Origin of the sequence: Tepidimonas sediminis, assembly GCF_007556605.1 — a bacterium.
GTDB classification, from domain to species: domain Bacteria; phylum Pseudomonadota; class Gammaproteobacteria; order Burkholderiales; family Burkholderiaceae_C; genus Tepidimonas; species Tepidimonas sediminis.
In genome coordinates this window covers 38343-59782 of record NZ_VJND01000011.1, presented here as the reverse complement: position 1 = coordinate 59782, position 21440 = coordinate 38343, and the positions used below count along the sequence as shown (strand labels likewise).

The 21440-nt window shown below is 70.4% G+C and carries 19 protein-coding genes and 1 tRNA gene; 13 read left to right on the top strand and 7 right to left on the bottom strand.

The window, feature by feature from the left end; translation table 11 throughout:
* Window positions 1-48 precede the first annotated feature (48 nt).
* The gene (locus Tsedi_RS09290; protein WP_143895912.1) at window positions 49-1413 is read left to right on the top strand and encodes an MBL fold metallo-hydrolase RNA specificity domain-containing protein; all 1365 of its coding nucleotides are present in this window, start codon (window positions 49-51) and stop codon (window positions 1411-1413) included.
* A gap of 10 nt (window positions 1414-1423) precedes the next feature.
* Here Tsedi_RS09290 and Tsedi_RS09285 read toward each other — a convergent pair whose 3' ends face one another.
* On the bottom strand, window positions 1424-2836 hold the full coding sequence (locus tag Tsedi_RS09285; RefSeq protein WP_143895910.1) for an aminotransferase-like domain-containing protein: 1413 nt from the start codon (window positions 2834-2836) through the stop codon (window positions 1424-1426).
* 135 nt (window positions 2837-2971) lie between these two features.
* On the opposite strand from Tsedi_RS09285, the gene gabT reads away from it, so the two are divergent.
* Window positions 2972-4282 carry a 4-aminobutyrate--2-oxoglutarate transaminase gene (gene gabT, locus Tsedi_RS09280; RefSeq protein WP_143895907.1) on the top strand — a complete coding sequence of 437 codons (1311 nt, stop codon included), beginning with the start codon at window positions 2972-2974 and terminating at the stop codon, window positions 4280-4282.
* A gap of 27 nt (window positions 4283-4309) precedes the next feature.
* On the opposite strand, the gene Tsedi_RS09275 is transcribed toward gabT, so the two are convergent.
* Window positions 4310-5488, bottom strand: coding sequence for an ATP-binding protein (locus Tsedi_RS09275; protein WP_143895905.1), 1179 nt, complete (start codon window positions 5486-5488; stop codon window positions 4310-4312).
* Between the two features lie 45 nt (window positions 5489-5533).
* The gene (locus tag Tsedi_RS09270; protein WP_143895903.1) at window positions 5534-6451 is read right to left on the bottom strand and encodes a LysR substrate-binding domain-containing protein; all 918 of its coding nucleotides are present in this window, start codon (window positions 6449-6451) and stop codon (window positions 5534-5536) included.
* Between the two features lie 193 nt (window positions 6452-6644).
* On the opposite strand from Tsedi_RS09270, the gene Tsedi_RS09265 reads away from it, so the two are divergent.
* From Tsedi_RS09265 to Tsedi_RS09215, 11 genes are all read left to right on the top strand, one after another.
* The gene (locus Tsedi_RS09265; RefSeq protein ID WP_143895901.1) at window positions 6645-7832 is read left to right on the top strand and encodes an acyl-CoA dehydrogenase; all 1188 of its coding nucleotides are present in this window, start codon (window positions 6645-6647) and stop codon (window positions 7830-7832) included.
* A gap of 14 nt (window positions 7833-7846) precedes the next feature.
* Window positions 7847-9019 carry a CaiB/BaiF CoA transferase family protein gene (locus Tsedi_RS09260; RefSeq protein WP_143895899.1) on the top strand — a complete coding sequence of 391 codons (1173 nt, stop codon included), beginning with the start codon at window positions 7847-7849 and terminating at the stop codon, window positions 9017-9019.
* 198 nt (window positions 9020-9217) lie between these two features.
* Window positions 9218-10294: an ABC transporter ATP-binding protein gene (locus Tsedi_RS09255; RefSeq protein WP_143895897.1), complete on the top strand. Its 1077-nt coding sequence runs from the start codon at window positions 9218-9220 to the stop codon at window positions 10292-10294.
* Window positions 10295-10322: 28 nt separating this feature from the next.
* Window positions 10323-11366 carry an ABC transporter substrate-binding protein gene (locus tag Tsedi_RS09250; protein ID WP_143890276.1) on the top strand — a complete coding sequence of 348 codons (1044 nt, stop codon included), beginning with the start codon at window positions 10323-10325 and terminating at the stop codon, window positions 11364-11366.
* Complete coding sequence (locus tag Tsedi_RS09245; protein WP_143895895.1) at window positions 11351-12604, top strand: ABC transporter permease; 1254 nt, start codon at window positions 11351-11353, stop codon at window positions 12602-12604. The genes Tsedi_RS09250 and Tsedi_RS09245 overlap by 16 nt, the downstream gene beginning before the upstream one ends.
* Before the next feature lie 4 nt (window positions 12605-12608).
* Window positions 12609-13439 carry an ABC transporter permease gene (locus Tsedi_RS09240; protein WP_143895893.1) on the top strand — a complete coding sequence of 277 codons (831 nt, stop codon included), beginning with the start codon at window positions 12609-12611 and terminating at the stop codon, window positions 13437-13439.
* Entirely contained in the window at window positions 13436-14407 is a 972-nt protein-coding gene (speB, locus tag Tsedi_RS09235) for an agmatinase (RefSeq protein ID WP_143895891.1), read from the top strand. Before Tsedi_RS09240 ends, speB begins: the two co-directional genes overlap by 4 nt.
* Window positions 14408-14553: 146 nt before the next feature.
* Complete coding sequence (locus Tsedi_RS09230; protein ID WP_143895889.1) at window positions 14554-16032, top strand: NAD-dependent succinate-semialdehyde dehydrogenase; 1479 nt, start codon at window positions 14554-14556, stop codon at window positions 16030-16032.
* A 111-nt stretch (window positions 16033-16143) separates the two neighbouring features.
* On the top strand, window positions 16144-17775 hold the full coding sequence (locus Tsedi_RS09225) for an ATP-binding protein (RefSeq protein WP_143895887.1): 1632 nt from the start codon (window positions 16144-16146) through the stop codon (window positions 17773-17775).
* A 98-nt stretch (window positions 17776-17873) separates the two neighbouring features.
* Window positions 17874-17947, top strand: a tRNA-Gly gene (locus Tsedi_RS09220).
* A 97-nt stretch (window positions 17948-18044) separates the two neighbouring features.
* A complete protein-coding gene (locus Tsedi_RS09215; RefSeq protein ID WP_143895885.1) occupies window positions 18045-18944 on the top strand; it encodes a recombination-associated protein RdgC in 900 nt (299 codons plus the stop codon).
* Here Tsedi_RS09215 and Tsedi_RS09210 read toward each other — a convergent pair.
* The 4 genes from Tsedi_RS09210 to Tsedi_RS09195 all read right to left on the bottom strand — a co-directional run bounded on the left by Tsedi_RS09210 (window position 18934) and on the right by Tsedi_RS09195 (window position 21366).
* The gene (locus Tsedi_RS09210; RefSeq protein ID WP_143895884.1) at window positions 18934-19380 is read right to left on the bottom strand and encodes an OsmC family protein; all 447 of its coding nucleotides are present in this window, start codon (window positions 19378-19380) and stop codon (window positions 18934-18936) included. The genes Tsedi_RS09215 and Tsedi_RS09210 overlap by 11 nt on opposite strands.
* A 58-nt stretch (window positions 19381-19438) precedes the next feature.
* Window positions 19439-19765 (bottom strand): hypothetical protein, encoded by a 327-nt coding sequence (locus Tsedi_RS09205; RefSeq protein ID WP_143895882.1) that lies wholly within the window; start codon window positions 19763-19765, stop codon window positions 19439-19441.
* 4 nt (window positions 19766-19769) lie between these two features.
* Complete coding sequence (locus tag Tsedi_RS09200; protein ID WP_143895880.1) at window positions 19770-20021, bottom strand: MoaD/ThiS family protein; 252 nt, start codon at window positions 20019-20021, stop codon at window positions 19770-19772.
* Window positions 20022-20088: 67 nt separating this feature from the next.
* Complete coding sequence (locus Tsedi_RS09195) at window positions 20089-21366, bottom strand: NAD(P)/FAD-dependent oxidoreductase (protein ID WP_143895878.1); 1278 nt, start codon at window positions 21364-21366, stop codon at window positions 20089-20091.
* Window positions 21367-21440 lie beyond the last annotated feature (74 nt).

Here is a 21440-nt window from a genome sequence, read left to right as displayed (position 1 = left end):
CGCCAGGCTTCCGCTCCCGGCCCCGGCGGTCTGGGGTAGGATGACCCCATGACCGTCACGATCCAGTTCCTCGGTGGAGCCGGCACCGTCACCGGCTCCAAGTACCTCCTGCGCCATGATGGCCAGCAGCTGCTGGTCGATTGCGGCCTGTTCCAGGGCTACAAGGCGCTGCGGCTGCGCAACCGCGCGCCGCTGCCGGTGGTGCCGGGGCAGATCGGTGCGGTGGTGCTGACGCACGCGCACCTGGACCACAGCGGCCACCTGCCGCTGCTGGTGCGCGAGGGCTTCCGCGGCAAGGTCTGGTGCACGCACGCCACGCGCGACCTGTGCGAGATCCTGCTGCCCGACAGCGCCCACCTGCAGGAGGAGGACGCCGCCTACGCCAACCGGCACGGCTACTCCAAGCACAGCCCGGCGCTGCCGCTGTACACGGTGGCCGATGCCGAGCACGCGCTGCGCCTGCTGCGGCCGCAGCCGGTCTACCAGCCGTTCGAGCCGCTGCGCGGCTGGCGCGTGCAGTTCTTCGGCGCCGGCCACATTCTGGGGGCGGCGCAGGTGCTGGTGGAGGTGGGCGGTCGGCGCATCCTGTTTTCCGGTGACCTCGGCCGCGCCGACGACCTGATGATGCTGCCGCCCGATCCGCCGCCGCAGGCCGACGCGGTGGTGGTCGAATCCACCTACGGCAACCGACAGCACCCCGACACCGACCTGATCGAGGAGCTGGCGCCGCTGCTGGCGCGCGTGGCGGCGCGCGGTGGCACCGCCGTGGTGCCGGTGTTCGCGGTCGGGCGGGCGCAGGCCATCCTGCACGCCATCGCCCAACTCAAGCGCCAGCATCGCCTGCCGACGGCGCTGCCGGTCTATCTCGACAGCCCGATGGCGATCCACGCCACCGCGCTGCTGGAGCGCCACCTCGGCGAGCACCGCCTCAGCCACCACGAGGTGCAGCAGATGACGCGCACGGTCAAGGCAGCGATGACGCCGGACGAATCGAAGGCCATCGCACGCCATCACGGCCCCAAGGTGATCCTGGCCGGCAGCGGCATGGCCACCGGGGGCCGGGTGCTGCATCACCTCAAGCTCTACCTCGGCGACCACCGGCACATGGTCATCCTGACCGGCTACCAGGCGCCCGGCACGCGTGGCGACACGCTGCAGCGCGGGGCCGCCAGCCTGCGCATCCACGGCGAGGACTGGCCGGTGCGCGCCGAAGTCGCGCAGCTGCTGTCGGCCTCCGCCCACGCCGACGGCGAGGGGCTGCTGGCGTGGCTGCGCGCGATCCCGGGGCAGCCGCGGCGCACTTTCGTCGTGCACGGGGAGCCCGATGCCGCCGACACGCTGCGCTGCCGTATCGAACGCGAGCTGCGCCGTACCGCCCTCGTGCCGGAGCACGGGGCGGTGTGGGAGGTATGAGCGCGCCGCCTCAGTGGCAGGCGCCCGTGGCCTGGGCGCCCGTGGCCTTGGCCAGGAAACCCCACAGCGCCTCGTCGTCGCAGAACGCGACGTTGAAGCGCAGCCAGGGGCTGGGCGCAAGGTCCAGGCCGAACAGGTGCCCGGGGCCGAGCAGGATGTCGTGCTCGGCGGCCTGGTAGGCCAGGGTGGACGCGTTGTCGATGGCCGGGTGGCGCGCCCACAGGAACATGCCGGCGCCGGGCTGGGCGAACAGTTCGAAGCCCAGCCGCTGCAGCCGCTCGGCGGTGGCCTGCTGCGCCGCGGCCAGGCGCTGGCGCAGGCCGCGCAGGTGCTTGCGCCAACGACCGTCGGTCAGCGCCCCGTAGGTCAGCCGCTCGGCGAATTCGGACGACGTCAGGCCGGAGATCATCTTCAGCTGCGCCAGATCCTCCAGCACCTCCGGATGCGCGGCGACGAAGCCCACGCGCAGGTTGGGCGAGACGGTCTTGGAGAAGCTGCCGATGTAGATCACGCGCTGCAGCTGATCGAGGCTGGCCAGCGACGGCCGCGGCTCCGGGTCGAGGTCGGCGTAGAGGTCGTTTTCGACGATGCGCAGGCCGTGCCGCTCGGCCAGCTGCAGCAGCCGGTGCAGCTGCGCCAGGTTGGCCACCGAGCCGGTGGGGCTGTGCAGCCGCGGCTGGGTGAACAGCACCTTCGGGGCGTGCTCGGCGATGCGCGCCTCCAGCGTCGCCAGATCCCAGCCCCAGGGGGTGCGCGGCACACCGATCAAGCGCGCGCCAAGGAAACGCAGCGAGAACAGCAGGTTCGGGTATCCCGGCTCGTCGACCAGCACCGCGTCGCCCGGGCGCACCAGACGGCGCGCGACCAGATCCATCGCCTGGCTGGAGCCGTGCGTCAGCAGCACCTGGTCGCCGGTCAGCGCGATCTCCTGCTCGGCCAGCAGGTCGCGCACCAGCTGGCGCAGCGGCGTGTAGCCCTTGGGCTCACCGTAGCCACCCAGATCGACCTCCTGCGCCGCCAGCGCGCGCAGGCTGCGCCGCACACCGTCACCGAACAGCCAGTCGTGCGGCAGCCAGCCGCAGCCGGGCTTCAAGCGCAGGTTGCGGTTCTCGAACACCCGCCGCAGGTACCACATCGAGTCGAAGTGGTACTGCGGCCCGGCCTCGGCGGTGGTCCCGGTCCGCACGTCGCGGCTGCGCACGAAAAACCCCGAGTGCGGCCGCGAGACGAAGTAGCCCAGCGCCACCAGCCGGTCGTATGCGTCCACCACGGTGTAGACGCTGACGCCGTGCGCATGCGCGAACTGCCGGATCGACGGCGCCTTCGCGCCCGGACGCAGCACGCCGGCGCGGATCAGCTCGCGAAAGCCGTCCACGATCTGCTGCACCAGCGGCGTCGGACTTTGGGGGTCGAGGGCAAACATCGGCTCTGTACCGGTCCGGCCGGCGGTACAGCGCCCGCGCGCGGCCGTGCGGGTGTATATGGTAGCGGGGGTGCCCGGCGCCGATGATCGGGGTCTGACCCGCACACCCCGTGCCCGTCCCAGGAGAGACCGACCATGCACCGTGATCCGAACCTGCCCGCCGCCTCCCGCACCAACGCCGCCCTGATGGCGCGCCGCCGCGCCGCGCTGCCCGCCGGGCTGGGCCAGACGCATGAAGTGTTCGCCGAGCGCGCCGAAGGCGCCGAGGTCTGGGACGTCGAGGGCCGCCGCTACATCGACTTCGCCGGCGGCATCGCGGTGCTCAACACCGGCCACCGCCACCCGCGCATCGTCGAGGCCGTCAAGGCGCAGCTGGACAAGCTGCACCACACCTGCTTTCAGGTGCTGGCCTACGAACCCTACGTCGAGCTGGCCGAGCGCCTGATCGCCAGGACGCCCGGCGACTTCGCCAAGAAGGCGTTCTTCCTCTCCACCGGCGCCGAGGCGGTGGAAAACGCCGTCAAGATCGCGCGCGCCGCCACCGGCCGGCAGGCGGTCATCGCCTTCGGCGGCGGCTTCCATGGCCGCACGCTGCTGGGCATGGCGCTGACCGGCAAGGTCGCACCCTACAAGGCAGGCTTCGGGCCGTTTCCGGCCGAGGTCTATCACGCCGAATACCCCAACGCGCTGCACGGCGTGACGGTGGACGACGCGCTGCGCAGCCTGCAGCACCTCTTCAAGTACGACATCGAGCCGCAGCGCGTGGCCGCCATCATCCTGGAGCCGGTGCAGGGCGAAGGGGGCTTCTACGTCGCGCCGTTCGAGTTCGCGCGCGCACTGCGCCGGCTGTGCGACGAGCACGGCATCGTCTTCATCGCCGACGAGGTGCAGACCGGCGCCGGCCGCACCGGCACCTGGCTGGCCTGCGAGCAGTGGGGCGTGGCGCCGGACATGGTCACGATGGCCAAGAGCATGGCGGGCGGCTTTCCGATCTCCGCCGTCATCGGCCGCGCCGAGCTGATGGACAAGGTGCCACCGGGCGGGCTGGGCGGCACCTACGCCGGGCATCCGCTGGCGTGCGCGGCGGCACTGGCGGTGCTGGATGTGTTCGAGGAGGAGCGGCTGCTGGAGCGCAGCCGCGCCATCGGCGAGCGGCTGCGCGCGGGGCTGACCGCGATGATGGCGCGCCATGCCGAGATCCGCGACGTGCGGGGCCTGGGGGCCATGGTGGCCATCGAGCTGTTCGAGGGCGGCGACCTCACCCGCCCCGCCGCCGAGCTGACGCGGCGCCTGTGCGCCGAGGCGCTGCAGCGCGGGCTGGTGCTGCTGTCCTGCGGGCTTTACGGCAACGTGATCCGCATCCTGGTGCCACTGACGGCCAGCGACGCGCTGCTCGACGAAGGGCTGGCGATCATGGAGGCGGCGCTGGCGGCGGCGAAGGGTTGAACAACACGTCCTGGCGCGAGGGCTGGGTCATTCGCCCGGGTCACGGTCAGCCAACAGCCGCACGGCTTCGGGCAGCGGCATCGCCTCCACGCCCGGGGCCAGCGCGAAGCGCTCGCTTCCGGCATACACCACCCAGGCCCGCTCGGGTTGCACGGCCTGCAGTCCGGCATAAAACCCTCGCTCCAGTTTCGGCGCCGAACTTCGCTTGATTTCAACAGCCCATGGCGCTGCATGGCCTGGCAGCTCCAGCAGCAAGTCGATTTCCGCCCCCGCCGCGGTGCGGAAAAACGACGCCTGCGTGCCCGCGGGGGCGGCCGCCAACAGGGACTCGATGACCATGCCCTCCCAACTCGCCCCGGCCACGGGGTGCGCCAGCAGCGCCTCGTGGTCGGCAATGCCCAGCAGCGCGTGCACCAACCCGCTGTCGCGCACATACACCTTGGGTGACTTGACCAGCCGCTTGCCCACGTTGTGCGACCACGGCGGCAGCCGCCGCACCAGCAGCAGATCCACCAGCAGGTCGAGGTAGCGCGCCACGGTCTTGCCATCGACCGCCAAGGCGCGCGCCAACGCGGCCGCGTTGAGCAAAGCCCCTTGCTGGTGGGCCAGCATGGTCCAGAAACGGCGCAGGGTCTCCGCCGGAATGCGCGGGCCCAGCTGCGGGATGTCGCGCTCCAGGTAGGTGCGAATAAAGTCAAGCCGCCAGCGCAGGCTGGCCGCATCGGAGGCAGCCAACAGGCTCAAGGGAAAGCCCCCACGCAGCCAAAGGGCTTGCAACCGCCCTGATCCCACCTCCCCTGCGTCCAGCGGCCCGAGTTCCAGGTAGCGGATCCGCCCGGCCAGCGACTCGCTGGATTGCCGAAGCAGCTCGATCGAGGCCGAGCCCAACACCAGAAAGCGTCCCGTCCCTTGGCCCCGGCGTCGCCCCTGATCGATCAGACCGCGCAGCGTGCGAAACAGCTCGGGAGTACGTTGCACCTCATCCAGAATGACCAACTTGTCCTCGTGAGCCGACAGGTAGAGCGCCGGATCGCTCAGCTTGGCCCGATCGACCTCCGACTCCAAATCGAGATACACCGCCGGTCGGCGCGCCGCCACTTCCAGCGCCAAGGTGGTTTTGCCCGCCTGCCGTGGCCCCAGCAAGGCCACCGCCGGGGCCTCATCCAGCGCCAACAACACTTCACGCAACAGCCGTCGCTCGATCATCCTTGCAATTATGGAGCACAACTCCAGATTTGCAAGGATGATGACTCACCCCGGCGGCGAGCGGGCCGCGGCGGCGCACTCCTCCACCAGCCACGCGCGCAGGCGCGCCAGCGCCTCGCGCTCGGGCCCGTCGGGTTGCACCAGGTAGTAGGCGCGCTCGCCGCGCAGCGGCGCGGCGCACGCCACCACCAGCTCGCCGCGGGCCAGCTCCTGCTGCACCAGCAGGGTCGGCATCAGCGCCACGCCCAGCCCGGCGATGGCCGCTGCGGCCTGCATGGAGAACAGCTCGTAGCGCGGCCCGGCCATCGCGTGCGGCGCCTCCACACCCTGCGCCTCGAACCAGCGCCGCCAGGCGTCGGGCCGGGTGGACTGCTGCAGCAACGGCAGGCCGACCAGTTCCTGCGGCGGCACCGGCTGCCCGTGGGGCAGCAGCCGCGGGCTGCACACCGGCAGCACCTCCTCGTCCAGCAGGCGCGTGGCACGCGTGCCGGCCCATTGGCGCAGCTGCGCGGGCGTGCCGGCCCACAGCGCCGCCTCCAGTCCGCTGTCGAGGAACAGGAACGGGCGCGTGCGCGTCTCCAGGTGCACCAGCAGCTGCGGGTGGCGCGCCGCCAGCCGCGGCAGGCGCGGAATCAGCCAGCGCGTGGCAAACGTCGGCACGGTGGCCAGCGTGACGCTGTCACCCTGACCGCGGCGGGCCATCAGGTCGACCGTGTCGCGCTCCAGCGCCTCCAGTCGCAGGCGGACCTGCCGCGCGTAATCCGCCCCCGCCGGGGTCAGGGCCATGCCGTGCTGCGTGCGGCGAAACAGCTTGACGCCGAGCATGCCCTCCAGCCCCGCCACCTGGCGTGACACCGCCCCCTGCGTCAGCGCCAGCTCCTGCGCCGCGCGCGAAAAGCTCTGGTGGCGTGCGGCGGCCTCGAAGCATTGCAGGGCCTGCAGGGTGGGAAGGCGGCGGCGCATGGATCAAGCGAAAAATATGACTGACAGTTATATTTTATGACTGCCGCGCATAAGATATACGAAAAACTCATATCAGCACCAGAAAAAATCGTTTGCCGTGGAGCACTCATCGCCCTACGATTCCGTCGCGGCATACCTGAAGCCAGCGTGCCAAGGGCGCCACCCCACCTGCCCGATTCCCCACACCCGTACCATGAAACCGACCAAGACCGCCTTCGACTGGGCCGACCCGTTCTTCCTCGACGACCAGCTGCTGCCGGAGGAGCGCGCCGTGCGCGACGCCGCGCGCGCCTACTGTCAGGACAAGCTGCTGCCGCGCGTGCAGCAGGCCTTCCGGCATGAGCAGACCGACCGCGCGATCTTCCACGAGATGGGCGAGCTGGGGCTGCTCGGCCCCACCATCCCCGAGCAGTACGGTGGCGCCGGCCTGAACTACGTCAGCTACGGCCTGATCGCGCGCGAGGTCGAGCGCGTCGACAGCGGCTACCGCAGCATGATGAGCGTGCAGAGCTCGCTGGTGATGGTGCCGATCTTCGAATTCGGCACCGAGGCGCAGCGGCAGAAATACCTGCCCAAGCTCGCCCGCGGCGAGTGGGTGGGGTGCTTCGGCCTCACGGAGCCCAACCACGGCTCCGACCCGGGCAGCATGACCACGCGCGCGCGCAAGGTGCCGGGGGGCTGGCGCCTGAGCGGCGCCAAGATGTGGATCACCAACGCGCCGATCGCCGACGTGTTCGTCGTCTGGGCCAAGGACGACGAGGGTCAGATCCGCGGCTTCGTGCTGGAAAAGGGCTGGGCAGGCCTGTCGGCCCCGGCCATCCACGGCAAGGTGGGCTTGCGCACCTCCATCACCGGCGAGATCGTCATGGACGACGTCTTCTGCCCTGAGGAGAACGCCTTCCCCGAGATCCGCGGTCTCAAGGGCCCCTTCACCTGCCTCAACAGCGCGCGCTACGGCATCGCCTGGGGGGCGCTCGGCGCGGCGGAAGACTGCTACCTGCGCGCGCGCCAGTATGTGCTGGATCGGCGCCAGTTCGGCCGGCCGCTGGCGGCCAACCAGCTGATCCAGAAGAAGCTCGCCGACATGCTGACCGAGATCGGCATCGGCCTGCAGGCGTGCCTGCGGCTGGGGCGGCTCAAGGACGAGGGGCGCGCGCCGGTGGAGCTCACCAGCGTGTGCAAGCGCAACAGCTGCGGCAAGGCGCTGGAGATCGCCCGCATGGCGCGCGACATGATGGGCGGCAACGGCATCAGCGACGAATACGGCGTGGCGCGCCACCTGGTCAACCTGGAGGTCGTCAACACCTACGAAGGCACGCACGACATCCACGCGCTGATCCTGGGCCGTGCCATCACCGGCATCGCGGCGTTCGCCAACTGAAAAGGGGGCCGCCGATGGATGCCTCCACCCCACCCCCCTCCGCCGCCCCGGCCCCGCCCCGGCCGCTCGAGGGCGTGCGGGTGCTGGACCTGTCGCGCGTGCTGGCCGGCCCGTGGGCCAGCCAGATCCTGGCCGACTACGGCGCCGACGTGCTCAAGGTCGAGCGACCCGGCGGCGGCGACGACACCCGCGCCTGGGGCCCGCCGTGGTGGGGCGAGGGCGCAGCGCGCCAGTCCGCCTACTTCATCTGCGCCAACCGCGGCAAGCGCTCGGTGGCGCTGGATCTCACCCACCCCGACGGCATCGCGCAGGTGCGGCAGCTGGCCGCCCAGGCCGACGTGCTGCTGGAAAACTACAAGGTCGGCCAGCTGGCCAAGGTTGGACTGGATGCCGCAAGCCTCACGCGCCTGAACCCGCGCCTGATCTACTGCTCCATCACCGGCTACGGCCAGAGCGGGCCGCTGGCGTCCAAGCCCGGCTACGACTTCGCCATCCAGGCCGAGGCCGGCCTGATGAGCATCACCGGCGAGCCCGACGGCGAGCCGCTGAAGGTCGGCGTGGCGGTGATCGATCTGATGACCGGCCTCTACGCCGCCACGGCGATCCTGGCCGCCCTGCACGAACGCGCCCGCACCGGCCGCGGCCGCGTGCTGGACGTGGCGCTGTTCGACGTCGCGGTGGCGATGCTGGCCAACCAGGCGGCCAACCAGCTGATCGGCGGCGCCACGCCCCGGCGCCTGGGCAACGCCCACCCCAACATCGTGCCATACCAGGCGTTTGCCACCGCCGACGGGCACCTGGTGCTGGCGGTCGGCAACGACGCGCAGTTCGCCCGCTTCTGCGAGGTGGCAGGTCACCCGGAAGTGGCGCGCGACCCGCGCTACGCCACCAACCCCGCGCGCGTGCAGCACCGCGGCGAACTGGTGCCGCGCATCGCCGACTGGCTGCGCACGCGCCCCACCGGCGACTGGGCGCAGGCGCTGGAAGCCGCCGGCGTGCCGTGCGCCCCCATCCACGACCTCGCCCAAGTGATGGCGCATCCGCACACCTTGGCGCGCGGCCTCGTGCTGCCGGCCCGACAGGACCGCCCGCCGATGGTGGCGCATCCGGTGCGCTTCGACGGCGCGCGGCCCATGGCGGAGCTGCCGCCGCCGGGGTTGGGCACGGCGCCGGCGGCGTGGGAATGAAGCCATCCGTGCAGCAGGATATCCCCATGTTGGCGCATCGCACGTCCCCATGGAGGTGCCGGATGCACCGTCGCAGCCCCCCGGGAATCCATGTACCGGCCTGCGCGGCGGTACAGCGCCCACGCGGGGCGGTGCCAACTGTACCGGCCGAATGCACCGCCGTAGGCTAGAGTGCCGTTCATCGTCCTGCCCAGCCCTATGGCCGCCAACCCCCTCGTCACCTTCGACGCCGTCCAGAAGACCTACGACGGCAAACATCTCGTCGTGCGCGACCTGCACCTGACGATCGAGACTGGGGAGTTCATCTCGCTGCTCGGACCATCCGGATCGGGCAAGACCACCACGCTGATGATGCTGGCGGGCTTCGAGACGCCGACGGCAGGCCGCATCCTGCTGCGCGAGCGCGACATCACCCACACCCCGCCACACAAGCGCCACTTCGGCATGGTGTTTCAGGACTATGCGCTGTTTCCGCACATGACGGTGGCGGAAAACATCGCTTATCCGCTGACGGTGCGTCGCCTCGACCGCGCCGAACGGGAGCGACGGATCCGGCGCGCGCTGGACATGGTGCAGATGGTGGCCTTGGCCGACCGGTACCCGGCGCAGCTGTCAGGGGGGCAGCGCCAACGCGTCGCGCTGGCGCGGGCGCTGGTGTTCGACCCGCAGCTGGTGCTGATGGACGAACCGCTCGGGGCGCTGGACAAGCAGCTGCGTGAACATATGCAGCTGGAACTCAAGGCCCTGCACCGCCGCCTCGGCCTGACGTTCGTCTACGTGACACACGACCAGTCCGAGGCCCTGACGATGTCCGATCGGGTGGCCGTGTTCAACGACGGCATCATCCAGCAGATCGACCCGGTCGAACGCCTCTACGAGACCCCCGTCAACCGCTTCGTCGCCACCTTCGTCGGCGACAGCACCAACCTGCCCGGCACGGTGGCTGCCGCGCGGGAGGGAGGTGTGATTGTCGATGTCGGCGGCGGCGTCCGCCTGACCGCGCTCAACGTCAACGCCGCCGGCCCCGGCACCCCGGTGACCTGCTGCATTCGCCCGGAGCGCATCGGCGTGCTGGCCGACGACGAGACCGCCAGCGACAACGTCCTGATGGCCACGGTCGAGGACGTGATCTATTTCGGCGACCACGTCAGGCTGCGGTGCCGCCATGCGCAACATGAAATCACGGTCAAGCGGCCGCTGGTTGCCGCTCCCGTCCAGCCCGGGCAGCCGATACGGCTGCACCTGCCCGCGCAACACCTGCGCGCCTACCGATGACGTCTTCCACCACCAGAGGAGATCCCCGATGAAACGTGCTGCCATCCCCGCCGCCATCGCCGCTGCCATCGCGCTGACCGCCTGGACGGCCTACGCGCAACAGGCCACGCTGACGGTCGTCAACTTTGGCGGTGCCAACGGTGCCGCCCAGAAGAAGGCCTACATCGAGCCCTTCGAGAAGGCGGCCAACGTGCGGGTGACTGCCGTCGAGTACAACGGCGAGCAGGCGCGCATCAAGGCCATGGTCGAGGCCCGGCGTGTCACGTGGGACGTGGTCGAGGTCGAAAGCCCGGATGTCAGCCGCGGCTGCGACGAGGGGCTGTTCGAGAAGCTGGACTGGTCCAAGATCGGCAACAAGGCCGACTTCATGCCCGACGCCGTGCACGACTGCGGAGTCGGTACGTTCGTGTGGTCGACGGTGCTGGCCTACAACGGCGACCGACTGAAGGACGCCCCGAAGAGCTGGGCCGATTTCTGGGACGTGAAGAAATATCCGGGCAAGCGCGGCATGCGCAAGGGGGCTCGCTACAACCTGGAGTTCGCCCTGATGGCAGACGGCGTCAAGCCGGCCGATGTCTACAAGGTACTGGCCACCAAGGAAGGCGCCGACCGGGCCTTCCGCAAGCTGACCGAGCTCAAGCCCCACATCCAGTGGTGGGAGGCTGGCGCCCAGCCGCCCCAGTTCCTCGTCGCCGGCGACGTCGTCATGACCACCGCCTACAACGGCCGCATCGACGCGGCCCAGCGCGAAGGTCGCAACCTCAAGATCACTTGGACGGGCGGCATCTATGACCTCGACTACTGGGTCATCCCGAAGGGTTCGCCGAACCGGGATCTGGCCCACCGGTTCATCGCGCTGGCCAGCACCCCCGAGGCACAAGCCGAATACGCCCGCCTGATCTCCTACGGCCCCACCAACACGAAGGCGATCGCCCGTCTGGATGCGAAGGTGCTGGAGCAGCTGCCCACGTCGCCGGCCAACAGCCGCGAGGCGCTGCGCTTCAACATCCAGTTCTGGGCCGACCAGGGTGAGGCCCTGGAGAAGCGCTTCGCGGCATGGGCGGCGCAGTAACCCCTGCCGTCTCGGCCGCTGGCGGGCGCGAGCTCGTGCGGCGCCTGCGGCGCGCCCAGCGGCGCCAGCAGTGGCGCGCGGCGGCCCTGACCGCCCCGCTGCTTCTGTTCCTGCTGGTGTTCTTTTTGGTGCCGCTGGCCGCGATGCTGCTGCGCGGCGTCGAGAACCCCGAGGTCGCCGACGCCCTGCCCGCCACCGCACGTGCCCTGCAGCTCTGGGACGGACACCACGCCCCGCCGGATGCCGCCTATGCGGCGATCGTGGCCGACCTTTACGCGATCGAGGAGACAGCCCAGGCCGGCGCGCTGGCGCGGCGGCTCAACAGCGAGGCGCCCGGGGCGCGCTCGCTGATCATGGGCACCTATCGCGCCATCCGCACGGACCCGCCGCCTCCCGAAAAGGCGCGCGCGGCGCTTCTGGAGCTCGACGTGCGCTGGGCCGAGCTGGATTACTGGCGCGCCATTGCCAAGAATACGCAGCGCTGGACGCCAGACTACCTGCTGGCAGCGATCGACTTGCGCCGCGACGTCGAGGGCAATCTGCAGCGGCTGCCCGCGGAAGAGGCGGTTTTCGGGGACATCCTGCTGCGCACCTTCGCCATCAGCGCCACCGTGACGGTCGTGGCGCTGCTGATGGCCTACCCGTTGGCGTTCTGGCTCTCGACGCTGCCCGAACGGCGTGCCAACCTGCTGCTGATCCTGGTGCTGCTGCCGTTCTGGACCTCGGTACTGGTGCGCATCGCGGCCTGGATCGTGCTGCTGCAGAGCAACGGACTGATCAACCGCGGATTGCAGGCCCTGGGCCTCATCGACGCGCCGCTGCCGCTGCTGTTCAACCGCACCGGCGTGATCATCGCCATGGTGCACATCCTGCTGCCGTTCATGATCCTGCCGCTGTACAGCGTGATGAGGAGCGTGCCCGCGAACTACCTGCGCGCCGCCGTCTCTCTGGGCAGCCACCCCCTGGCGGCGTTTTTCCGCGTCTACGTGCCCCAGACCTACCCGGGCGTGGCCGCAGGGTGTCTGCTGGTGTTCATCACGTCGATCGGTTATTACGTGACCCCCGCGCTGCTGGGCGGAGCCGGCGACCAGATGCTGAGCTACTACATCGCCCAGTACACCAACGTGGAGGTCAACTGGGGCATGGCGTGCGCCCTCGGCGGGGTGCTGCTCGGCGCCACGTTGGTGCTGTTCGGGTTCTACCGTCGCGTCGCGCGCGGCGGTCTCAGTCTGGGGTGACCGGATGAAAGGGTTGCGACTGCGACCGGACCTGCCCGCCCACTACCGCTGGCCGGACATCCTGGGCTGGTGGGCGCTGCGGCTGATGGCGGCTCTGGTGCTGGTGTTCCTGCTGCTGCCGATCCTGGCGATCGTGCCGCTGTCGTTCAGCGACAGCACGTTTCTGGCGTATCCAATCGAGGGCTGGTCGCTGCGCTGGTACCGTGAGATGGCCTCGGCACCGGAGTGGGCGCGCGCTGCCCGCAACAGCTTCATCGTCGCCCCCGCCGCGACGCTGATCGCCACCGTGCTGGGCACGCTGGCGGCCATGGGGCTGGCGCGCTCGCGCTTCCCGGGCAAGGAGCTGGTCAACAGCCTCATCCTGCTGCCGATGGTGGTGCCGGTGATCGTGGTGGCGGTCGGCACCTACCTCTATTTCGCCCGCCTCGGCCTCAACGACTCCTACCTCGGCCTGATCCTGGCTCACGCGGCGCTGGGCGCGCCGTTCGTCGTCACCACCGTCACCGCCACGCTGCAGAACTTCAACCAGAACCTCGTGCGCGCAAGTCTCAGTCTCGGTGCCAGCCCCTTGGAGACATTTCGCCGCGTCACACTGCCGGTGATCGCTCCCGGCGTGCTGTCCGGCGCGCTGTTCGCCTTTGCCACCTCCTTCGACGAGGTCGTGGTCACACTCTTCCTGGCCGGCCCCGACCAGGTGACGCTGCCCCGACAGATGTTCACCGGCATCCGTGAAAACATTTCCCCGACGATCGCCGCGGTGGCGACGCTGCTGACGCTTTTCACCACGGCACTGATGCTGACCCTGGAGTGGCTGCGCGGAAGGACCCGGCGATGAACGAACCGGTCCACCCCATCCCGCCGCGCAACCAGCCGCTCGGCGGCAACGAGATGCCGCGCTTCGGCGGACCGGCGACGATGATGCGCCTGCCGGCGGCCGACACCCCGCACGGCCTCGACGCCGCATTCATCGGCGTGCCGCTGGACATCGGCACCAGCCATCGCCCGGGCGCCCGCTTCGGTCCGCGCCAGATCCGCGCCGAGTCGGCTCTGCTGCGGCCCTACAACATGGCCACGGGTGCCGCACCGTTCGACACGCTGCAGGTAGCCGATCTTGGGGATGTGCCGATCAATCCTTACCACCTGCCGAAATCGGTCGACATCATCGAGCGCCACTACCGCCCCATCATCGACGCCGGCTGCACTCCGCTGACGCTGGGCGGGGACCATACCCTCGTGCTGCCGATCCTGCGCGCGGTGGCCGCTCGACATGGCCCGGTGGCGCTGATCCACGTCGATGCCCACGCGGACGTCAACGACGCCATGTTCGGCGAACCGTTGGCCCATGGCACGCCGTTCCGGCGGGCGGTCGAGGAAGGGCTGCTGCAGAGAAACAAGGTCTGGCAGATAGGGCTGCGGGGGACGGGGTACGCCATCGACGACTTCGACTGGCCGCGCCGCCAAGGATTTCACCTCGTGCCTGCCCACGAGGTCTGGGGGCAAACGCTGGCACCGCTGATGGATCAGATTCGTCAGCAGATCGGACCGCAGACCCCAACCTACCTCAGCTTCGACATCGACGGCATCGACCCGGCCTACGCCGGAGGAACGGGTACCCCGGAAATCGGGGGGCTGACCGTCCCGCAGGCCCTGGAGATCGTGCGCGGCTGCCGTGGCCTGCGGCTGGTGGGCTGTGACCTCGTCGAGGTCTCCCCTCCCTACGACCCGAGCGGCAACACTGCGCTGCTCGGCGCCAACCTGCTGTACGAGATGCTGTGCGTGCTGCCGGGCGTGCGGTATCGGTGAGCCGTCATCGGCCGGCCATGGTGAGGCTGTACCGGCCCGCAGCCCGGCACAACGGCGTGCCGGCTGTCGCGCGCTGTACCGCCACGCGCACGCCGGCCGGGCTACAGTACGGCGATCACAGGAGCCTGGATGGATGGAGTTTCCCGATGGACATGCCGACCTCACCGCTTGCCCTGCTGCGTGACCCGACGCTGCTGAAGACCGACGCGCTGATCGATGGCCGCTGGGTGGCCGGCCCGGCGCGCTTTGCCGTGCACGACCCGGCCACCGGGGCCAGGCTCGCGGAGGTGGCCCGGCTCGGACCGGCCGAGGCCGAAGCCGCCATCGCCGCGGCCAACGCCGCCTGGCCGGCGTGGCGCAACCGCACGGCCAAGGAACGCGCCAACCTCCTGCGCCGGTGGTACGAACTGCTCATGGCCCACCAGGACGATCTGGCGCGGCTGATGACCGCCGAGCAGGGCAAGCCGCTGCCGGAGGCCAAGGGTGAAGTGGCCTACGGCGCCAGTTTCGTCGAGTGGTTCGCCGAGGAGGCCAAGCGCGTCAACGGCGAGACGCTGCCGCCCTTCGACATGAACCGCCGGCTGCTGGTGCTGAAGCAGCCCATCGGCGTCTGCGCGGCCATCACGCCGTGGAATTTTCCGCTGGCGATGATCACGCGCAAGGTGGCCCCGGCGCTGGCCGCCGGCTGCACGGTGGTGATCAAGCCGGCCGAACAGACGCCGCTGACGGCGCTGGCGGCCGCGGAGCTGGCCATGCGCGCCGGCATCCCGGCCGGCGTGCTCAACGTGCTGACCAGCGACGGCCCCGGCAGCGTCGAGATCGGCCAGGTGCTGTGCGCCAGCCCCGTGGTGCGGCACCTGAGCTTCACCGGCTCCACCGAGGTCGGCCGCATCCTGATGGCGCAAAGCGCCCCGACGATCAAGAAGCTGTCGCTGGAGCTGGGCGGCAACGCGCCGTTCATCGTCTTCGACGACGCCGACATCGACAGCGCGGTGGAAGGGGCGTTTGCCAGCAAGTACCGCAACGCCGGCCAGACCTGCGTCTGCTCCAACCGCATCTACGTGCAGGAGGGGGTGTACGAGGCGTTCGTGCAGAAGTTCGCCGCCAAAGTGGCCACCGCCAGGGTCGGCAACGGCTTCGAGGAGGGCGTCAACCAGGGGCCTCTGATCGAGGAGGCTGCGGTGGAGAAGGTGCAGCGCCACGTGGACGACGCGCTGGCCAAGGGCGCGCGGCTGCTGACCGGCGGACGGCGCCTCGGCGGGCTGTTCTATGCGCCCACCGTGGTGGCCGACGCCACGCCCGACATGCTGTGCGCCCGGGAAGAGACATTCGGCCCGTTTGCGCCGGTGTTCCGCTTCCGTACCGAGGAAGAGGTGATCCGCATGGCCAATGACACCGAATATGGCCTGGCGGGCTACTTCTACAGCCGCGACGTGGGACGCATCTTCCGTGTCGCCGAGGCGCTGGAGTACGGCATGGTCGGCGTCAACGTCGGCATCCTGGCCACCGAGCATGTGCCGTTCGGCGGCGTCAAGCAGTCGGGCCTTGGCCGCGAGGGGTCGCACCACGGCATCGACGAGTACGTCGAGATCAAGTACGTCTGCATCGGCGACGTGCTCAAGTGACCGCCGGCGCGCGGGCAGGTGGTCGCGACGTGAATGGAAGAGCCTGCGCCCACCCTCCCCGCCTGGCGGCGACGGCGATCCCGTGGGTGTGACCGTGCTACCCTTGGCGGCATGAACCAGGTCACGCCCACCCGCCGCAAGCTGCCCATCGGCATCCAGACCCTGCGCGACATCCGCGAGGGCGGCTACTACTACGTCGACAAGACGCCGCTGATCGCGCGCCTGGTCGACAGCGGCAAGCACTACTTCCTCTCGCGCCCGCGCCGCTTCGGCAAGAGCCTGCTGCTGGACACCATCGCCTGCGCCTTCGAGTGCCGCCGCGAACTGTTCGACGCGCACGATGGATCCGACGGCAGCGCCCCGCGCGAGCGGCTGTTCCTGGCCGACCACTGGGACTGGGCCAGGCCGCACCCGGTGATTCGCCTGAGCTTTGCCGAAGGCCGGCTGGAGAAGCGCGAGGAACTCGAGCGCCACATCCGCCGCCAGCTGCGCGAGCAGGCGCAGCGCCTGGGCGTCGCGTTGGAAGACCCCGAGGACATCCCCGGCAGCTTTGCCGACCTCATCACCCGCAGCGCCGAAGCCCACGGCCGCCAGGCCGTGGTGCTGGTCGATGAATACGACAAGCCCATCCTCGACAACCTCGAGACGCCGGAGGTCGCCCGCGCCATGCGCGAGGGCCTGCGCAACCTCTACAGCGTCATCAAGGGCAGAGACGCCGACCTGCGCTTCGTGCTGCTGACCGGCGTGTCCAAGTTCAGCAAGGTCTCCATCTTTTCGGGCCTGAACAACCTGCGCGACATCACGCTGTCGCCCGAGTACGGCACGATCTGCGGCTACACGGATGAAGACATCGACACCGTCTTCGCGCCGGAACTGCAGGCCGCTGCCGAGGAAGGCCAGCCGCTGGACCGCGAGGAGATCCGCCGCTGGTACAACGGCTACCGCTGGGGGCCGGTGAGCGTCTACAACCCGTTCGACGTGCTGCTGCTGCTGGCCGAGCGGCAGTTCCGCGCGCACTGGTTCGAGACCGGCACGCCGACGTTTCTGGTGCACTGGCTGCGCGGCAAGGGGTTCTTCACCCCGCAGCTGGAGCGGCTCTACGCCAGCGAGCAGCTGCTGTCGGCCTTCGACGTGGAGCGCATCGAGCCCGAGGCGCTGCTGTGGCAGACCGGCTATCTCACCATCGACGGCCAGCAGCGCAAGGGCGCAGCCACCGTCTACACGCTGCGCGTGCCCAACCTGGAGGTGCGCAGCGCCCTCAACGAGGCGCTGCTGCTGGGGGGGTGGCTGCCGGGCGGCACGCCGCTGTCCCAGCTGACGATGCGGCTGTACGACCTGCTCACCGAAGGCGATGCCGAGGGCCTGCGCGCGCACTTCGAGCGGCTCTACGCCAGCATCCCGCACGACTGGGTGCGCGCCAACCCCATCGCCCGGTACGAGGGCTACTACGCCAGCGTCTTCTACAGCCATCTGGCCAGCCTCGGCCTGGACATCGTGCCGGAGGAGGTCTCCAACCCGGGCCAGTGCGACCTCGTCATCCGCCACGCCGGCCGCGCCTGGGTGATCGAGTTCAAGGTGGTCGACGGCGAGGAGCCCACCGGCGAGGCCATGCGGCAGCTCAAGGCTCGCGACTACGCGGCCAAATATCGCGGCGCGCCGGGCATCACGGAGGTGATCGAGCTGGGCGTCGAGTTCAGCCGCACGAGGCGCCAGATCGTGGGGTGGGAGGTGGCGCGAGGTTGAATCAGCCTTGCGGCCGCTTCCCCAAGACCCGAAGCCGGCTCGCGTGCGAGGCAGCCGCCGAGGTGGGTGCACGACGATTCGCTACAATACGCTTCAGCGCGGCTGTCGTTCAATGGTAGGACCTGAGCTTCCCAAGCTCAAGACGTGGGTTCGATTCCCATCAGCCGCTCCAGAATCGAACCGGCCCCGCATGCGGGGCCTTTTTGTTGGCCGTGCGCGACGCGCCTGCGGGGGCTGCCGCCGCGCACGGCGGCGGAGAAGCCTGGCCGATGTTCAAGAACCTGACCGTGCTGCGCGTGGCCGAGGCGCCGACGCTGGAGCTGGAGGCGATCGAGGAGGCGCTGCGGCGGCGCCCCTTCGTGCCGTGCGGGCCGACGCAGGCGGAAAGCCTGGGCTGGGTGCCGCCGCGCGACGATCCGCACGCGCCGCTGGTGGAGGCGGTGGCCGGGCACCGGCTGATGCGGCTGCGGCTGGAGCACAAGCGCGTGCCGGCCACGGCAGTGCGGCGCGAACTCGAGGCGCGTTGCGCCCGGATCGAGGCCACCGAGGGGCGCCAGCCGGGGCGGCGCGAGCAGCGCGAGCTCAAGGAGGCCATCCAGCAGGAACTGCTGCCACGCGCCTTCGCCCAGTCGGCGGACGTGTGGGTCTGGTGGGACGTGCGCGCGGGCCGTCTGTTGCTGGACACGACCACGGCACGGCGGGTGGACGCCGTGACCACGGCGCTGGTGGAGGCGCTGCCAGGCTGGCGCGCCGAGCCGCTGGCCACGGCCACTTCCCCGGCCAGCGCCATGGCGGCGTGGCTCGGGAGCAGCACCGAGGACTGGCCGCTCCACTTCGCCCCCGGGCGCGAGGTGGAGCTCAAGGGCGACGGCGACAGCCCGCCGATGGTGCGCTACGCGCGCCACACGCTGGACGCCGAAGCGATGCGCACGCACCTGGCGCAGGGCAAGCGGCCCACCCGGCTGGCGCTGGACTGGGACGGGCGCGTGCAGTTCGTGTTGACCGAGGCCCTGCAGCTGCGCCGCATCGCCTTCGACGACGGCGTCTTCGAGGCCAGCGACCACGGCGAGGCGGATCGCTTCGACGCCGATGCGGCGATCGCCACCGGTGAGCTGTCCAGCCTGCTCGACGACCTGATCGCCGCGCTGGGCGGGCCGCTCAACCCTTGAGCCGCTGCCCGCTGCCGTCCAGAACGCGGATGTCGATCGGCACCCCCTGGCGCACGCTCATCGAGACGGTGCAGAACTCCTCGAACTGCGCCAGGATGCGGTCCAGGTGCTCGTAGTCGGCGCCGGGGCGCTCCAGCTGGATGTCGACCTCGATGCGCTGGATGCGCAGCCGGCCCTGCTCGTTGCGCTCGACGGTGGAACGCGCCACCGCGCGCAGGGCGCCGGGGTCGTTCTTGAACTTGGTCAGCGCAAACGTCAGGCTGGCCGACAGGCAGTTGGCCACCGCCGCCAGCAGCAGGTGGTTGGGCGTGGGGCCCTGCCCCTGGCCGAGCGGGGCCGGCTCGTCGCTGAACACGTGCGGCCAGTCGGCGCCGAAGTCGATCTCGAACTGGTAGCCGCTGCGGCGGGTGAGCGTGACGTTGACGTGATGAGCCATGATGAGCGAGCAAAGGGTTGAAGCAAACGCAAGGCCGCATTGTGCGGCATGGCCAAGCCTAGCCGCCACCGCGCCGCGTGCCGCGGTCGAAGTCCTGCATGAAGGAGGTACGCCGGTCGGCCGGCACCGCGCGGAAGCGGAAGCGCACGCGCAGCCGCGGCAGCCTTACCGCCCCCAGGGCAACCGGTGGCAGGTCGCGCCAGCGCAGCGACAAGCCGCCCGCGCCGACGGGAATCCACGCCCGGCCCTGCATGGATACGAGACGGGCATCCGGACAAACCAGCCCGACCATGCGCTCCCACTCCGCGGCGCTGGCGGTGAGCTCGCGCTCGAAACGAGGCGGTACCGCCTCGGGCTGCGCACCCGCGTCGGCACCGTCCGGCAACGCGTCACCCCCCCGCGATCGGCGGCCAGATCGCCAGCACGTCGCCGTCGGCCAGCACGCGCTCACCGCGCTGCTCTGGCGGCACGTATACCCCGTTGACCAGCACCAGATGCACGAGCCTGGGCGGCAGGTTGAGCCGGTCGATGGCCTCCTGCACCGTGGCGCCGTCGGCCAACGGCAACGTGATCGCGTTGCCGCGTGTGCCGGCCGGAAGGTGATCCGACAACGTCGCGAACAGCTTGAGCGTGATGTTCATCGTGGCATGGTAGTGCGCGGCGCCCGAAGATGCGCGGCGCCGGGCCGACGGGCTGGCAGGCGCGGCATCAACGACGACGGACGTCGGCGGCACCGCACCAGCCGGCCTGGCCCTGCGCGCTGGCCAGGTAGGCGGCCATGAACTGGGTGGGATCACGCCGCAGCGTCTCCTTCCACGGACCCAGACGCACCCTGCCCTCCACCAGCCCGCGCAGCGCGCCGACGTGCTCCGTCCAGCCAACCGTGTTGCTGCCGATCAGACGGTCGCCGTCGAAGGCCAGGCTGATGACGCGGTTCTGCCGCTCGTCGACCCATTCGACCCGCTCCCCGCCCGGCACGCCCTGCCACTGGCCGAAGCTGGTGGAGATCAGTCCGAGCGTATCCAACACGTTGATCTGCGTGACGCCGCGCAAGCGCGCCGGTCGGCCCACCATGTTGAGGGCGGCCACGCGCGCCTGCTCCGCGGCGTTGGGCTGGATGGCACTGACGAGGGTGCGGCCCGTGATCTCGTCGAACGCCTCGGCACAGTCGCCGGCGGCGTAGATGCCCGGCACGCTGGTCTGCATGCGCTCGTCCGTCAGCACGCCCTGCAGGCAGCGGATGCCACTGCCTTCCAGGAACCCTATCGCCGGGCGCACCCCGGCGGCGATGATGACGAGATCGGCGGCCACGCGCTCGCCGTTGGACAGCCGGGCCTGCAACGGCGCCGCGTGCTCGATGGCCTCGATGCGCGTGCCGGTCAGCACCCGCACGCCCTGCCGTTCGCACCAGCGGCGGATCATGCCGCCGGCGGCCGGCCCCATCATGCGCGGCACCATGCGGTCGCCCATCTCGACCACCGTCAGCTGCACGCCGCGCTGCTTGAGCGCCTCCATGATGATGCAGCCGATGAAGCCGGCGCCCAGCTGCAGCACGCGCGCGCCGGGCGTGGCGCGCTGCAGGATCGCACGCGCATCGGCCAGCGTCCAGCAATGGTGAACACCGGGCAGGCTGATGCCATGGATCGGCGGCTTGACGGGCTGCGAGCCGGTGGCGATCAGCAGCTGGTCGAACGACAGCGTGGCGCCATCGGCCAACCGCACGGTGCGCGCCTGCACGTCCACGGCGCTGGCGCGGCCGTGCACGCGCTCGATGCGCAGTGCCTCGTAGTGGCCGGGCGCCTTGCGCAGGTACGTGCCCGGCTCGCCGATCTGGCCGATCAGCAGGTACGGGATCGCCATGCGCGAGTACGGCGGCTCGGGCTCGTCGCCGACCAGCGTGATGCGGTCGGCGGGCGCATGCTTGCGGATCGTTTCCGCGGCGATGACGCCGGCCGGGCCGGCGCCAAGGATCACATGATGCGTCATGGGCTGGGCTCCAGTCGGCGGGATGGCAGCCGCGCCGGCGCCGGCCGGCCGGCATCGGCCCTCCGGCGCCCGCG

Bases quoted from the DNA above. Each gene is read 5' to 3' on its own strand.
- speB (WP_143895891.1), top strand. From the start codon at position 13,436: ATGAACGAACCGGTCCACCCCATCCCGCCGCGCAACCAGCCGCTCGGC.
- Tsedi_RS09270 (WP_143895903.1), bottom strand. From the start codon at position 6,451: ATGCGCCGCCGCCTTCCCACCCTGCAGGCCCTGCAATGCTTCGAGGCC.
- Tsedi_RS09240 (WP_143895893.1), top strand. From the start codon at position 12,609: ATGAAAGGGTTGCGACTGCGACCGGACCTGCCCGCCCACTACCGCTGG.
- Tsedi_RS09225 (WP_143895887.1), top strand. From the start codon at position 16,144: ATGAACCAGGTCACGCCCACCCGCCGCAAGCTGCCCATCGGCATCCAG.
- Tsedi_RS09290 (WP_143895912.1), top strand. From the start codon at position 49: ATGACCGTCACGATCCAGTTCCTCGGTGGAGCCGGCACCGTCACCGGC.
- Tsedi_RS09265 (WP_143895901.1), top strand. From the start codon at position 6,645: ATGAAACCGACCAAGACCGCCTTCGACTGGGCCGACCCGTTCTTCCTC.
- Tsedi_RS09285 (WP_143895910.1), bottom strand. From the start codon at position 2,836: ATGTTTGCCCTCGACCCCCAAAGTCCGACGCCGCTGGTGCAGCAGATC.
- Tsedi_RS09195 (WP_143895878.1), bottom strand. From the start codon at position 21,366: ATGACGCATCATGTGATCCTTGGCGCCGGCCCGGCCGGCGTCATCGCC.
- Tsedi_RS09200 (WP_143895880.1), bottom strand. From the start codon at position 20,021: ATGAACATCACGCTCAAGCTGTTCGCGACGTTGTCGGATCACCTTCCG.
- Tsedi_RS09215 (WP_143895885.1), top strand. From the start codon at position 18,045: ATGTTCAAGAACCTGACCGTGCTGCGCGTGGCCGAGGCGCCGACGCTG.
- Tsedi_RS09275 (WP_143895905.1), bottom strand. From the start codon at position 5,488: ATGATCGAGCGACGGCTGTTGCGTGAAGTGTTGTTGGCGCTGGATGAG.
- Tsedi_RS09250 (WP_143890276.1), top strand. From the start codon at position 10,323: ATGAAACGTGCTGCCATCCCCGCCGCCATCGCCGCTGCCATCGCGCTG.
- Tsedi_RS09260 (WP_143895899.1), top strand. From the start codon at position 7,847: ATGGATGCCTCCACCCCACCCCCCTCCGCCGCCCCGGCCCCGCCCCGG.
- gabT (WP_143895907.1), top strand. From the start codon at position 2,972: ATGCACCGTGATCCGAACCTGCCCGCCGCCTCCCGCACCAACGCCGCC.
- Tsedi_RS09255 (WP_143895897.1), top strand. From the start codon at position 9,218: ATGGCCGCCAACCCCCTCGTCACCTTCGACGCCGTCCAGAAGACCTAC.
- Tsedi_RS09210 (WP_143895884.1), bottom strand. From the start codon at position 19,380: ATGGCTCATCACGTCAACGTCACGCTCACCCGCCGCAGCGGCTACCAG.
- Tsedi_RS09230 (WP_143895889.1), top strand. From the start codon at position 14,554: ATGGACATGCCGACCTCACCGCTTGCCCTGCTGCGTGACCCGACGCTG.
- Tsedi_RS09245 (WP_143895895.1), top strand. From the start codon at position 11,351: ATGGGCGGCGCAGTAACCCCTGCCGTCTCGGCCGCTGGCGGGCGCGAG.